Origin of the sequence: Rhizobium sp. WSM1274, from assembly GCF_025200775.1 — a bacterium.
GTDB classification, from domain to species: domain Bacteria; phylum Pseudomonadota; class Alphaproteobacteria; order Rhizobiales; family Rhizobiaceae; genus Rhizobium; species Rhizobium leguminosarum_I.
The window spans coordinates 747,981-761,523 of record NZ_CP104139.1 but is presented as its reverse complement, the minus strand read 5'-3'; the positions used below and the strand labels follow the sequence as shown (position 1 = coordinate 761,523).

Genomic DNA, 13,543 nt, shown 5'->3' with positions numbered 1-13,543 from the left:
CCTCGTAGTTGATAAGATTACCCTTGGAAGAGAGGATCAGTTGCTGTTCAGGGCGTCTGCGTATGCATAGAGCCCAGGGGAACCTCCGGTCATGACGAACAGGACGTTCGATCCTGGCGCGATGACTTCGTTTTCGATATCGGACAGCAGACCGGCAAAGGCCTTCCCTCCGTAAACGGGATCGAGCAGCAGGCCTTCCGACCGGCCGACGACCCGGACCGCTTCGACCATCTCGGAGGTCGGCATGCCGTAGCCGCGACCGAGCTGCGTGCCGCTTATCGTCAGGTCTTCCGCTTGAACGCGGTCTTCTTTCCCAAGGAGCTCGAAGACCGCGTTGATCTTGTCGACCGTCGCGGCGACGCATGCGTCCACTGACGACAGGACGGTGTAGGCCATTATTCGGGAAGGATCTTTCCCGGCCACAGCCGCTCCCGCCACCAGGCCGGCGTGCATGCCGCCGCTGCCATTGGGAATGACGACCCGCTGGAACGCGATACCCATTTCGACGGACTGCGCCGCAATCTCGATCGCGCAGTCGACATATCCCAGAGCCCCGACCGGCGTCGAACCGCCGAGGGTGGCAACGAACGCCTTTCCGCCCGATGCTGCGATCTCGGAAGCTCGGTGGTGTGCGAAGCTGCCGGCGTCGTCTCCCTCTGTCAGAACATGAAGGATTGCACCAAACAGCCGGTCTAGCAGCACGTTGCCGTTACCCTGATAGATCTCGCTCTGGCGGGGGACCATCTGCGTAAGCACCAGTTCGCACGCAAGTCCGGTTCTGGCGCAGGCGGCGGCGGCCAATCTGGCGAAGTTCGACTGCACTCCGCCTGTCACGATTACGGTATCGCAGCCTTCGGCGATCGCCTGCCCGAGCAGAAACTCAAGCTTGCGGAGCTTGTTGCCGCCGCCACCCAGCTCCATGAGGTCGTCTCGCTTCACCCAGATGGAGGCGCCTCTTCGTCGCTCGCCGATCACCCGCTCCAGACGGTTCAGCCGCTGGACCGGCGTCGGCCCGCTCATCAGGCGTACGCGGGGGAACCGATTCAATAGATCGCTGCGGGACATTCTCTGATCTCGCTTTGTGTGTTGTCGTGCGGCTTATCAGGACGCCAGCGCCGGCACCCCGTAGCGAGCCGCCGGGACATTGCGCGAAAGGTTCGGCATCAGCTTCTGGCGAGCTGCCTCGTAGGCGTTCCAGTCACCAATGTCAGGCACCGAAGGAAGTGTGATCAGCTCGCCCATGTCGAGACCGGCGAGCGCTGCATCGACAGCGTCTCCCGCCTTCATGACGATCTGGTCGGGCAGACGGTCCAACGAACCTCCCGACGCTTCCCAGAACGGAGTTTCGACCGCGCCGGGAAGGACTGCCTGGATGCGGATGTTCTTCTCGGCAAGTTCCTTCTGCAGCGAGAACGTCAGGGCGATGACGAATGCTTTCGTCGCGCCGTAAACGCCGTTGAGAATTTCGGGCGCGATGCCCAATGCGGACGCCATGTTGACGATAGTGCCGTGCTCGCGGGCTACAAATGACGGCGCGACGGCATATACGAGACGTGTGAGCGCGATGACGTTGACCTGGATCATCCGCTCCATTGCCTCCACGTCCGACGTGAGAAGCGGCTCCACTGCACCGACGCCGGCGTTGTTGACCAACATCGTTATCGATGGGTCGCTGCGAAGGATTCCTTCGATCTTCATAAGGTCGTCCCGCTGGCCGAGATCGGCTCGGACAGTCTTCACGGTTCGACCCGTCGCCTGCGCGATTTCCTTGCCGACACGGGTTAGCGAATCCTGACTTCGCGCCACGAGTATGAGGTCATATCCGCGTCGCGCGAGCCTGTCGGCATAGAGGGCCCCAATGCCCGACGACGCGCCTGTGATCAGCGCGGTGCCTCGTGTAAAGTTCGTCATGGTGTTGCTCCTTGTATGAGGAAATTGAGCGCCCGTCAGCGCAGCGTCTTGAACGCCGCACGCAGCTCCGATGTGAAGAGTTCCGGCTCTTCCCAGGCGGCGAAATGGCCGCCCTTGTCGACTTTGTTGTAATAGATGAGCTCGTGGTAGGCTTTCTCGGCCCAGCTCCTCGGCGCCTGGTAGATCTCGCCGGGAAACACGGTGATCGCCGCAGGAATCTTGATGTCGACCGCGTTGAAGTTGTTGGCGTTGTTTTCCCAGTAGAGTCGCGCGCCAGAGGTTGCTGTTCCGGTGAACCAGTAGAGCGAGATGTCGTCGAGCATCTCGTCCTTCGTCAAAGACTTCTCAGGGTCTCCGCCGCTATATGTCCAGTCCGCGAACTTGTCGTAGTACCAGGCGGCAAGACCGACGGGTGAATCCGTCAACGCATAGCCCAACGTCTGCGGCCGCGTCACCATCATCAGGGCGTAGCCAGCCCCTTTCGTGTAGAGAGCGTTCATCTGCTCATATGCGGCCTTCTCGTCTACGGTGAGCCCGGCCGGAGCAGGTTCGCCATCGGCCAGCGCCTTGGCGATATCAGGAGGGACGGTCGCGGGCATGTTTGTGTGAATGCCGAGGAGGCCCTCCGGCGCTTGGGCCGCCATCTTGTCGGATACCACGGCACCCCAGTCGCCGCCTTGCGAGACGTATCGGTTGTAGCCAAGCCGCTTCATCAGCACATGCCAAGCGCGGCCTATGCGGTCCGGCCCCCAGCCGGTCTCGGTCGGGACTTCGGAAAAACCGTAACCCGGCATGGAAGGAATGACGACGTGGAAGGCGTCCTCGGCGGCGCCACCATGCGCAGTCGGATCGGTAAGTGGCCCGATCGTCTTGACGAGTTCTAGCACGGAGCCCGGCCAGCCGTGCGTCATGATCAGCGGCAGCGCGTTTTCGTGTTTGGACTTGACGTGGATGAAGTGAATGTCGAGACCGTCGATTTTGGTCATGAACTGAGCGTGCTCGTTCAGTTTCTTCTCGCCCCGTCGCCAATCGTATTCGGTGCCCCAGTAGTCGACGAGCGGCTTCAATTTCAGAAGCTGGGCGCCTTGCGAACGGTCAGCAACCGTTTCCTTGCTGGGCCAGCGGGTGGCGCGAACTCGGCGTCGGAGCTCGTCGACGTCCCTCTGCGGGATCGCGCATTTGAACGGACGCACCGCGTCGCCTGCCGTCGCCGCTCGGGCAGACCTCGGGAGAATGCTTAGGGCCGCTGTGGCGGCCGTGGCGGCGAGCAGTTCGCGCCTCGTCGACGAGAGTGCGGCCCTGGTTTCGACTTCTGCTGACATGACGTCCTCCGTGGTTGAATTCGTCATAGGGATCGCCTGGCAACGCTGCCAATGATATTGTGCTTAGGTATCGGCGATACTTATGGATTAGTTGCGGGGTGATCGACGGATCGACACCTTCGAACAATGGACGCCGACCTTGGAAACGGCGCATCGTTCCCAAGCGCGGTGGAACTGCCGTGCGCGAATTCCAATTTCAGGGAGATCGAGATGGCTGTCCAAGAACCAAACTCACCGACGTCCGCGCACGTCGAGCACATCGACATGAAGCTCGAAGTCGTCGTCATCCCCGTTTCTGACGTGGATCGGGCCAAGTCCTTCTACACGGGCCTGGGCTGGCGGCTCGACGCCGACGTAGCCGGGAAGGACGGCTTCCGCGTCGTCCAAGTCACTCCGCCCGGTTCCCCCTGCGCCGTCATCTTCGGATCGAACGTGACGGCCGCGGTACCTGGTTCCGCACAAGGACTGCAACTCGTCGTCTCGGACATCGAGCGGGCGCATGCAGCGCTTGGCTCGCGCGGCGCCGAGATGAGCGGCGTGTTCCACGATGCCGGCGGCGTCTTCCATCACAAGGGAGCCGACCAGCGCCTGCCCGGACCGCATCCATCCCGGTCGAGCTACGGATCGTTCGCGTCTTTTTCCGATCCCGATGGCAACGGGTGGCTATTGCAGGAGGTCACGTCGCGACTTCCCGGCCGTATCGACGCGAAAGGTGCTGCGTTCACGTCGGCCAGCGATATTGCGGCCGCCCTGCGCAGGGTCGCTGCCGCCCACGGCGAGCACGAGAAGCGCGACGGCGGCAAGCATGACGACAACTGGCCGGAATGGTACGCCGACTATCTCGTCAAGGAGCAGGCGGGCCAAACCCTACCGACCTGATTCCCCAGCGCTCCCCTGGACGCGTTCGGACTGCTTGGCCGGTCTGAAAGCCTAGGCGCCTCCCCGCCCATGAATTGCGCAAGAACGCCGGTCCGATCTGACCGACGTTGACGCTCGCTACCGGCGACACTCGTTTGGTCCGCCGTCGACGTCGATACCCGGCCAACAACAAGGTCATCGCGGTTGAGAGATTTAGACGCGTTCGTCGCTATGGAGAATTGTCACTTCCCTGGAGACACCCAACCGCTATTCGGCATAGTCACGCAAGGCTGCCGGATTCCGCCGCGTCACGCAAGGCTGCCGGATTCCGCCGCGATGCGTCCAAGTTCTGCCCGCAGACGCGGTACAGCAAAGTCAATGAACGTTCGCACCTTGGGAACGGCTGCACGGCCCTGAGGAGTCAGGATATGAACGGGCAGCGCGGGTGGCTCGGCGTGCGAAAGAATGATCTTTAGATGGCCGGCGCGGACGTATTCGGCGACATGGTAGGAATAGAGCCGCGTCACGCCCATCCCCTCCGCCGCCGATGCCGCGGCGGCCCGAACACTGTTGACAAGGTAACGGGGAGCGAAATGGACGGTTCTGGGGACGGAAGAGCCCTCGGCTGGCGCAAAGCTCCAGGATTCGAGACCGAAATTTGAGAAGGCGATGAGGTCGTGTTTGGATAGATCGGAAAGCTCATCGATTGCGGGATGACTTTCCAGGTATTGCGGGGCGGCCACTACCACGCGTCGCACATCGCCACCGATGCGGGTGGCGATGTGCGACGAGTCCGCGAGGTTGCCGATTCGAAGCGCAGCGTCCACGCCTTCATCGACCAAGTTCACGAAGCGATCGAGCATCAGAAGCCGAACCGAGACGCTTGAATGATCCCTTAGGAAGGCGTCGACAATGGGCCGCAGCACCTCTTCTCCCAAAATGGGCGGTGCGGATATGGTCAGCATCCCACGAGGCGAGGATCTCTCTGAACCCGCGACCATATCGGCCTCATCGAGATCGACCAATACCCTCCGGCAGGCTTCGACGTACCGCTGGCCTGCTTCGCTAAGCTTCAGACTTCGCGTCGTGCGGTGAAGGAGTTCTACGCCAACATGTTGTTCGAGCAGGCCCAATGCCCGGCTTATCGCAGTCGGGGATCGTTTAAGCCTACGCGCGGCGCCTGCAAGGCTTCCTTCCTCCACGGCCGTGACAAAGACCTTCATTGCGTCGATACGATCCATCATCCACTCCCTTAATCCCACTTGTCGCCGAGTACCTTCACAGCATGCGCCAGGACAATCCCGGACAGGGTCCAAAGGTGCAGGCGACACCTTAGTGTAATAGATCGCGCGCCTCTGGAATGGGAGGTTCCGGCACATCAGGTTTCCAATCAGGTGATCGCGCCTTGCAAACCCAGTCAGTCCGCAGAACACTTCTCGCCACCGTTGCGAACCGGAACGTCTGTCCACCGACGTGTCCCACGCCTACGAACAGCTCTCGTACTTCTACCCGCACGGGCTTGGCTACGCGATCGGTAAGGAGGATTCGATCCACCCATCACGCTCGGTAGATGGGATCCTCACGGCGGTGTTCGCAATCGGACAGATCATGGGAGCCCCGCCGTCGGAGCGATCTTTGAGTCATGAGACAGCATTGAGGCCGAAGTTGTTTTGGTACTGGGCATTGCCAGCACCCTCGTCGTCGGCGCGACAATATTCCTATTGATGATCATACTGTTCCCAGCGGAACGAAGCCGTCGTCGACATGAGGTGCGCTAGCGGATTTGGGGGTCGTCCTCAATACGAAGCCTTGCGGCCATGTTCACAAGCTCCGCAAGTGACCGAGCGGCCATCTTCCGCATGACCTGGCCGCGATGCGCCTTGACCGTAATCTCGCTGATATTGAGTTCGAAGGCGACTTGTTTGTTCAAAAGACCCTTGACGACGCGCCTCATCACATCGCGCTCGCGCCCCGTGAGCGCACCGTAACAACGCTGCAGTCGACGTAACTCTTCGCCTTCGCGCAAAAGAGCCTCGCTTCGTGAGAGCGCAGATCGTATGGCTTCCAAAAGCGCGGCGGAGTCGATCGGTTTCGTGAGAAAATCCAATGCGCCGCCTTTAAGAGCTCTGACGGTCATGGGAACGTCTCCGAACCCGGAAACGAATATTATTGGCATCTTCTTCCCGCTGACACTGATCATGCTCTGGAGGTCGAGACCATTCAAACCGGGCATGTTGACATCGAGAACGAGGCAACTCGGCACCGATGTGGGAGGCGCGTCAAGGAAGGACTGCGCCGACTCGAACAAAAGCGGCTGCCAGCCTGCTGAGGTGATCAACAGCTCAAGAGACTCTCTGACCGAGACATCGTCGTCGACTACAAAGACGGTCGGTAACCCGATTGCGTCACGAGATGTGGCACTAGCATCAATCATTGCTGAAATTATCCGATACATGTGCTTCCTCCGCGAAGAAGACGCCAAAGTCGTCGTCCAAAACGTAGCTCCACCGGAACGGAATGTCGACGACAGCGCTTTTTACAACCAGTCCTTCGGCGAGCCGCCGAGCGAGAATGCACCGGACTTCCTGGAAGTCCATTGTACAATGGTATCGACGGTCAGACCTGAAGGCAAAATGGATGATCGACCACGCCATCCGGAGTTGCGAACACTTCCGTCTCATCGGCCCGTCTTCACTGGGAGATCAAGCTCGCGTTCTTCGTGTTCAAGAACGTCAAGATAACCTCGCCATCAGCGTCCTTCCAGATGAGATCTGTGCGGCGCCGAGAAGTTGGACGGTATCCGAAGCTGATCGATTTCAACAAGTCGCTAAGGACGATCGCTTTGCCGTAGGAACAGGCGAAGGTGTTCTGCGACGGGCGTTTCGTTCGTGGATAAAGCGTTATGGCCACTCGCTCGCCAAAGTGAAGCTGCCCTCGATGGCGGTTTCGCGCCCCCGACGTGGGCTTCTTTAACCCATTGCCAACACCTTAGTACAATAGGCCGACCGCCGTGCATGGGGCATTGTCGTGCGCGACGGGCAAGTGAGCCCAGCGTATTGCGATCGATGATCGCAGTGATACTCCAGCAAAATCGGGCAGTCCTTGTCGAGATGGTATTTGTTAACGAACGAGCGATTTGAAGACATCCGCTTAGCGGGTCTCGGTCCGAGGCGGCCCAGACACGTCAGCGGGTGCTACAAAAATTTGGCTCCGCTAGTCTGCCCCGACTTAACTCGACCCCATCTGCCTCACCTTGGCTGCGATAGGATCGGCACGGACTCGATTTACGAAACCCGTCTGCTCGTCTTCAAGGCCGCGATCACGTTCGGCGGCGATACCATCGGGGGCACACGGACGCAGCCGCTCGTTGCCACCGGCGACACGATACAGAAAAACCCGTTTCACATTCGACCGACTCACTTGGTGGAGCGGTTGAGCAACAGGCCTACTGCAAAGGGCAGCGGCTCACATGTCCGACTTGCTTAAAGCGGCGTCGGAGAACGACGCACTCCGACGCTGCATGGACGATCTACTGACGATCACAACTCTTCCAGAAACCTGGAAAGGAAAGAGTGCGATTGACATCTGCAATTCCCTCCTGAACGTTCTGGCCGAGATCGTCGATGTTGATTTTCTTTTCCTAAGAATAATACCGCAGAACGGCCAGCCGAAAGTCGAAATCGCTCGAATCCGCCCCGACGGAGACCGCAGCCATACGGCGGAACTAAGCGGCTTTCTGTCCCAGCTATTGGGCGACGTGGACTCCGAGTGGCCGCAGACTGCGAAGCTACGGTGTGACAACGCCGACTATGTCACCGTTCAGCAGCACCTCGGCATCAATCATTGCATCGGCGTACTCGTAGCGGGGTCCCGCAAGTCCTCCTTTCCGAGCGAGCAGGACAGACTCATTCTTCATGTAGCCGCGAATCAGGCCGCTGGCGTTCTGAACGAAGTACTTCGGCTTGGTGATGACGCTTCGGGAGTGGATGTAAAGGCGCACAACAGGATTGTTGACGCGATCCCGGTGATGGCGTGGTCCACTCTTCCAGATGGCAGCGCGGATTTCTTCAATGGGCACTTCCTGTCATACCTCGGCGTTACGACCGAGCAAGCGTCCGGATGGGGATGGGCCGCTGCCCTTCATCCAGATGACGCGGAAAGTCTGAAGGCGGTGTGGATTGAAATGTTGGCATTGGGACGAGCAGGCGAAGCCGAAGCCCGCCTACGCCGATGGGACGGGGAATACAGGTGGTTTCTCTTCCGCGCGAAACCTCTTTTCACGAACGATGCCTCCATTGTTCGGTGGTACGGAACCAATACCGACATCGACGATCGCAAGCGTGCCGAAGAGGACTTGCGGCGCAGCGCGGCGTTCCTGGCACAGGGCCAACGGCTGACAGAAACAGGCAGCGTATGGTGGAGGCCAGCGACAGAAGAAATCCTCTGGTCCGACGAGGCCTATCGTGTCGCGGGCCATCCCGCCACACAAACTCCCACCGTTGATTTGATGCTCGGCCGTTGCCATCCAGAAGATCTGCCGCTGGTAAGCAGTCTAGTCATGCGGGCCATGCAGGATGGCGAGGACATGGAACTTGAGCATCGGCTGCTCATGCCCGAGGGGAAAGTGAAATACGTCCACGTCGTCCTGCAGAACATCGGATCGGATCCCGCGGATCCGGAGTTCATCGGCGCCGTTTCCGACATAACCGACCGGAAGATCGCCGAGGAGCGGCTCCGGCGAAGCGAGGTCCTGTTGGCGGAAGGGCAGCGGATTAGTCGTACGGGGACGTTTTCCTGGAAAGTCGATACTGACGAAATCAGCTTCTCCGAGGAACTCAATAGGATATTCGGATTCGAACCCGATACGGTGGTCGACTTCAACAAGATCACGGAGAGGGTTTTTGAAGAGGATCTTCCTCTACTGGCCAAAAAGATAGCCGACGTTCGGCAGGGAGCAGACAATCCGGACTACGAAATCAGGCTGTTTGTGGACGGCCAAGTCAAATATGTCAGGGTGGTCGGTCGAATTGTTCGGCTTTTGGACGACACCACCGAATGCATAGGAGCCATCCAGGACGTTTCGGCACAGCGTGTGGCCGAGCTTGCGCGGGACAAGCTGCGCACCGAACTGGCGCAACTCGCGAGGGTCATGAGCCTGGGCAGGATGGCAGCGTCCATTGCGCACGAAGTCAACCAACCACTGTCCGGAATTATTACCAATGCCAACACATCTCTTCGCATGCTGTCCGTAACTCCGCCCAATATCCAAGGAGCGATTGAGACGGCGAGACGAACTATTCGCGACGCCAACCGTGCCGCTGAGGTGATTGCGCGGCTGAGGAGATTATTCAGACGAGGCGTTACCGCCGTTGAACCGGTAAACCTCAACGACGCGGCTCGCGAGGTCATCAGCCTTCTTTCGAACGATATGCAACGCGGACGGATCTCTCTAGTTGTTGAACTTTCGGCGGCGATGCCCCTTGTCGCAGGAGACCGTGTACAACTTCAGCAAGTCATAATGAACTTGCTACGCAATTCGATCGACGCTATGGCCGGCGTCCATCAAGCATCGCGAAACATTGTCGTGCGCACAGCGCCCGTGGGCACTAAAGAGGTGCGCCTGACGGTGGAGGATACTGGCGCAGGTCTCGAAGCCAGCGACATTACACGGCTGTTCGACGAGTTCCATACGACAAAACTCGATGGCATCGGCATCGGCCTCTCCGTCAGCCGTTCAATCGTCGAAGGGCACGGCGGGGAAATCTGGGCCGAGGCGAATCCTGCGGGTGGCGCGATCTTCGGATTTTCAATACCGATTCAGGACTCGAGCGATAACCGCGCTGCCGCTTCCGAGGCAGATCATCCATGAAGAAAGCACTCATTTCGATCGTTGACGACGACGAATCCGTCAGGGAGGCGCTCCCTGACTTGATACGGATATTTGGCTTCGAGGTACGAGCGTTCTCTTCCGCCATCGAGTTCCTGGAATCCGAATGGATGTCGAAAACCGATTGCCTGATACTCGACATCGCAATGCCAGGGATGTCTGGACCTGAACTCCAGGAAGAATTGCTCAGACGGGGTGAAAAAATTCCAGTCATATTCATCACGGCGCATAAGGATGAAAATGAACGACTGCCGCTTCTTCAAGGCGGAGCGGTTGCCTGTTTATTCAAGCCATTCAGCGATGTGGCGCTTCAGGAAGCTTTGCAGAAGGTGTTCAACTAAGGCCTTTCCTCTGCCGTGCGTCGGCTTTGCTGAAATTGATGCGTCATCAGAAGGACTGTAAGCCCACGGTGAAGGCCGTATTGCGATGATGGGCTGCTGACTGCCAGTCCAGTGGCAACACTAGGAGTAGTCATATGACGAAGCATCCAATCGAGGTGATCGCGTCCGTAGAGCGGCGCCGCCGGCGCCGCAGGCGCCGCAGCAGAAGATTGCCGTGCGGAGGTTCTTGAAATGCCTCAGATCGGAGCGTACGCATGACTCGCGAGACCTCCGACGTCTGGTTTTACCCTGTATGTCTGAACGGAAGGATCTCCGAGATTTCAGTTCTCTCCGAATTCGAGTTCTTCGCAACTGTTCCAAAGCCGCAGGCGTCGCCAGACAATGATAGCGGAGACGACTCTGCTGGACCGGCGATTTAACGTTCAAACAGCCGAATTCACCTTTTGGTGGTGAAGCCAATCCCTTTTGCCAGATGTGCGCATCGGGAATTTTGCATCAATCTTGCCATTCGACCGGAGGGACGAAATGGCGAGCAATTATCGTTTGAAAGCAAGTGATACCAGTTGGGCCATAATCGACAATGCAACTGATGCACCGGCACGACTGGATGGCATACCACTCGTAACAATGGAGGCTGCGGAAGCCCGGCACATGCTTCGTGTACTTGATGGCATTGATCAGATCCGGACGACCTCGAAGTGGTGGGCGAATCTCGCCAAAAAGCGGGCGAAGATGATAACCTCGTCGGGCGCTGTGCAGGCGGTGGAATTCAAGCCGCTGCGGCCGCTTGTCTCGAGCAATTGGACTTGAGACAATGAAATCACATCGCTACGCATAAAAGCGCATGACCATACTCCCCAGCCTCTGGATGTGGCCATTAACGTCCTATTGCTCCGGGAATCTACATTTGCTTCCACCGAATTTTTTTGCGTAATCTGTTTGCCGAAGTGCCCGATAACGCCATTGGAGGATGGCAGCGGGCAATTGGGACAAGGAGGATTAGCATGCAGGTCAATCGCCGTTCATTTCTGATGGGTTCAGCCGGTGCGGCCGCCGGCCTCGCTCTCGGCGCCGGAAGCGCCATTCCGGCCTTTGCCGAAGGGGCTCAACTGCGCGCCATGTGGTGGGGATCCAACGATCGCGCCAAGCGCACGCTCGAGGTTGCCAAGCTCTATCAGTCGAAAACGCCTGGCGTCACTATCGTCGGTGAATCGATTTCGGGCGACGGTTACTGGACGAAGCTCGCAACGCAGATGGCTGGCCGCTCGATCGCCGACATCTTCCAACTCGAGCCGGGAACGATTTCAGACTATTCGAAGCGCGGCGCCTGCCTGCCGCTCGATGAATTCGTCCCCTCCGCACTGGACGTTCAGTCCTTTGGCGCCGACATGCTGAAGCTGACCACCATAGACGGCAAGCTCTATGGTGTTGGCCTCGGCCTCAACTCCTTCTCGATGTTCTTCGACACCGTCGAATTCGAAAAGGCAAGCATCCCGTTGCCGACGCCCGACCTCACCTGGGATGAGTACGCCAAGCTCGCCGTCGAACTCGCCAAGTCTTCCGGCAAGGGCGGCGGCCCCTATGCGGCGCGCTACGCCTATGTGTTCGATGCCTGGCTGCGCCAGCGCGGCAAAAGCCTCTTTGCGAAGGAGAGCGTTGGGCTGGGCTTCACGGCCGACGATGCCAGGGAATGGTTCGACTACTGGGAGAAACTCCGCAAGGCGGGCGGCACCATTGCTGCCGACGTGCAAACGCTCGATCAGAACACAATCGACAAGAATTGTTTTGGTCTTGGCAAATCGGCGATCGGCATGGCCTATTCCAACCAGATGATCGGCTATCAGCTGATCATCAAGAACAAGCTCGGCATCACAATGCTGCCGCGCGAAAAGAAGGGCGGTCCATCCGGCCATTATTACCGTCCGGCACTGATCTGGAGTGTGGGCGCCACGACCAAGCAGGGCGAAGCTGCTGCGAAATTCATCAGCTTCTTTGTCAACGATCCCGAAGCCGGCAAGATTCTGGGTGTCGAACGCGGTGTGCCAATGTCGCCTGCCGTACGCGAAGCCATCCTGCCGCAACTCAACCCGACAGAGCAGGAAACGGTCAAATACGTGAACCTGCTCAAGGATCAGGTCGGTGAGTATCCGCCGCCGGTGCCGATGGGAGCAACCCAATTCGACCAGCGCGTGCTGCGCCCGATTTGCGACGAACTCGCCTTCGAACGGATTTCGCCCGCCGATGCGGCGACCCGGCTCATCGAAGAGGGTAAGGCAACGATCAAGGGATGATCGGTCGCCCGACATGAGGAGAGGCCCGCAACACCCCGGCGGGCCTCTCTGTTTTTCAGGCCTCTGTTTTCCAGACTATCAGTTGCTGCCCAGGTTTTCGACCACGCGCCAATCCGGCCGGCCGAGATCGAACGGCCATGCTTGCACATCCCGGTCGTTGAAATAGACGACTTCCTGCAGATTCGGGAAGGCGCTCTGCTTCAACGTGGCAGTTTCGATCCACGGCCTGATATAGGCGTCGCCACCTTCATAGCCGAGCTCCGCCACCCAGATCGGCTTTCCGTAACCGCGACGAGATCATACTCCTGCTTCAGCGCTTCCGAGAACGTCCGGTGCTCCTTGTAGGCAAGCTCGTAATGCGGCTGTTGCCATTCATCTGTGCCCGCAAAATCTGAACGAACAGCAATTGCGCCAGCTGTGATGCGACAAGGGCGTTTCCCGGAAGGCGCTGCGTTCGCTCGGTCACCAGCTCGTGGAGCAACCACCGAAACCGCCCGGCCTGCTCGGTCGTACCGTCGATGCGCAGCCACGGCGGCAGGGCTTCCGACAGAAGCGTTCCGCTGGTCGGATCGAGCAAGACATGCCCTCCCAGATAACTGCAATCCGCTCCATCGCCTAGGGTGACGAACGAGCGGCCGCGCCCGGAAAACAGCGCCATCGCGTCGAGCGGCGTCACCGACGGATCGCTCGATACTGTGTAGGGGCGCTGCGCCGTCAGAAGACCGACATCCCCTTCTTCGAAGCGCACAGGCGCTTCGCCATCGATCTGCGTCCAGCATGCGCCCTGAGTCAGGGCGAAAAACTTGATCGACTTCGGGGCCGGAAACCGGAGGGCCCATTGCCCCCCTGCGTCAAAGCCACCGGTTACCATCGATTCCACGGTTGTGAGATGGAGAATTTCGGAGAGTGCGTCAGAAGTCATCTTTGGACTAT

General features: G+C 59.0%; 12 protein-coding genes and 1 pseudogene. 6 read left to right on the top strand and 7 right to left on the bottom strand.

The window, feature by feature from the left end; translation table 11 throughout:
- Positions 1-36 precede the first annotated feature (36 nt).
- Genes N2600_RS27755 through N2600_RS27745 form a run of 3 tightly spaced genes read right to left on the bottom strand, consistent with a single transcriptional unit; the run spans position 37 to position 3,233 of the window.
- On the bottom strand, positions 37-1,065 hold the full coding sequence (locus tag N2600_RS27755) for a D-cysteine desulfhydrase family protein (protein WP_260298980.1): 1,029 nt from the start codon (positions 1,063-1,065) through the stop codon (positions 37-39).
- Between the two features lie 36 nt (positions 1,066-1,101).
- Positions 1,102-1,911 (bottom strand): SDR family NAD(P)-dependent oxidoreductase, encoded by an 810-nt coding sequence (locus N2600_RS27750; protein ID WP_260298979.1) that lies wholly within the window; start codon positions 1,909-1,911, stop codon positions 1,102-1,104.
- A gap of 35 nt (positions 1,912-1,946) precedes the next feature.
- Positions 1,947-3,233 carry an epoxide hydrolase family protein gene (locus tag N2600_RS27745; protein ID WP_260298978.1) on the bottom strand — a complete coding sequence of 429 codons (1,287 nt, stop codon included), beginning with the start codon at positions 3,231-3,233 and terminating at the stop codon, positions 1,947-1,949.
- 210 nt (positions 3,234-3,443) lie between these two features.
- Here N2600_RS27745 and N2600_RS27740 point away from each other — a divergent pair, with 210 nt between their 5' ends.
- Positions 3,444-4,112, top strand: coding sequence for a VOC family protein (locus N2600_RS27740; protein ID WP_260299463.1), 669 nt, complete (start codon positions 3,444-3,446; stop codon positions 4,110-4,112).
- A gap of 287 nt (positions 4,113-4,399) precedes the next feature.
- Here the strand turns inward: N2600_RS27740 and N2600_RS27735 are convergent, their stop codons facing one another.
- A complete protein-coding gene (locus N2600_RS27735) occupies positions 4,400-5,332 on the bottom strand; it encodes a LysR family transcriptional regulator (protein ID WP_260298977.1) in 933 nt (310 codons plus the stop codon).
- Between the two features lie 533 nt (positions 5,333-5,865).
- Positions 5,866-6,546 (bottom strand): response regulator transcription factor, encoded by a 681-nt coding sequence (locus N2600_RS27730; RefSeq protein WP_260298976.1) that lies wholly within the window; start codon positions 6,544-6,546, stop codon positions 5,866-5,868.
- A gap of 182 nt (positions 6,547-6,728) precedes the next feature.
- Between N2600_RS27730 and N2600_RS34675 the strand changes: the two genes are divergently transcribed.
- From N2600_RS34675 to N2600_RS27705, 5 genes are all read left to right on the top strand, one after another.
- Complete coding sequence (locus N2600_RS34675; protein ID WP_445944946.1) at positions 6,729-7,064, top strand: hypothetical protein; 336 nt, start codon at positions 6,729-6,731, stop codon at positions 7,062-7,064.
- Between the two features lie 496 nt (positions 7,065-7,560).
- Positions 7,561-9,960, top strand: a complete 2,400-nt coding sequence (locus tag N2600_RS27720; protein WP_260298975.1) for a PAS domain-containing sensor histidine kinase — start codon at positions 7,561-7,563, stop codon at positions 9,958-9,960.
- Positions 9,957-10,319, top strand: coding sequence for a response regulator (locus tag N2600_RS27715; RefSeq protein ID WP_260298974.1), 363 nt, complete (start codon positions 9,957-9,959; stop codon positions 10,317-10,319). Before N2600_RS27720 ends, N2600_RS27715 begins: the two co-directional genes overlap by 4 nt.
- 525 nt (positions 10,320-10,844) lie before the next feature.
- A complete protein-coding gene (locus N2600_RS27710; RefSeq protein ID WP_260298973.1) occupies positions 10,845-11,129 on the top strand; it encodes a hypothetical protein in 285 nt (94 codons plus the stop codon).
- 194 nt (positions 11,130-11,323) lie between these two features.
- Positions 11,324-12,610: an ABC transporter substrate-binding protein gene (locus tag N2600_RS27705; RefSeq protein WP_260298972.1), complete on the top strand. Its 1,287-nt coding sequence runs from the start codon at positions 11,324-11,326 to the stop codon at positions 12,608-12,610.
- Between the two features lie 78 nt (positions 12,611-12,688).
- Here N2600_RS27705 and N2600_RS27700 read toward each other — a convergent pair.
- Positions 12,689-12,975 (bottom strand): annotated as a pseudogene (locus N2600_RS27700) (glycosyl hydrolase family 5); the annotation flags it as partial.
- Positions 12,921-13,481: a cupin domain-containing protein gene (locus N2600_RS27695; RefSeq protein ID WP_260299462.1), complete on the bottom strand. Its 561-nt coding sequence runs from the start codon at positions 13,479-13,481 to the stop codon at positions 12,921-12,923. The gene N2600_RS27695 and the pseudogene N2600_RS27700, both read right to left, overlap by 55 nt.
- Between the last annotated feature and the right edge of the window lie 62 nt (positions 13,482-13,543).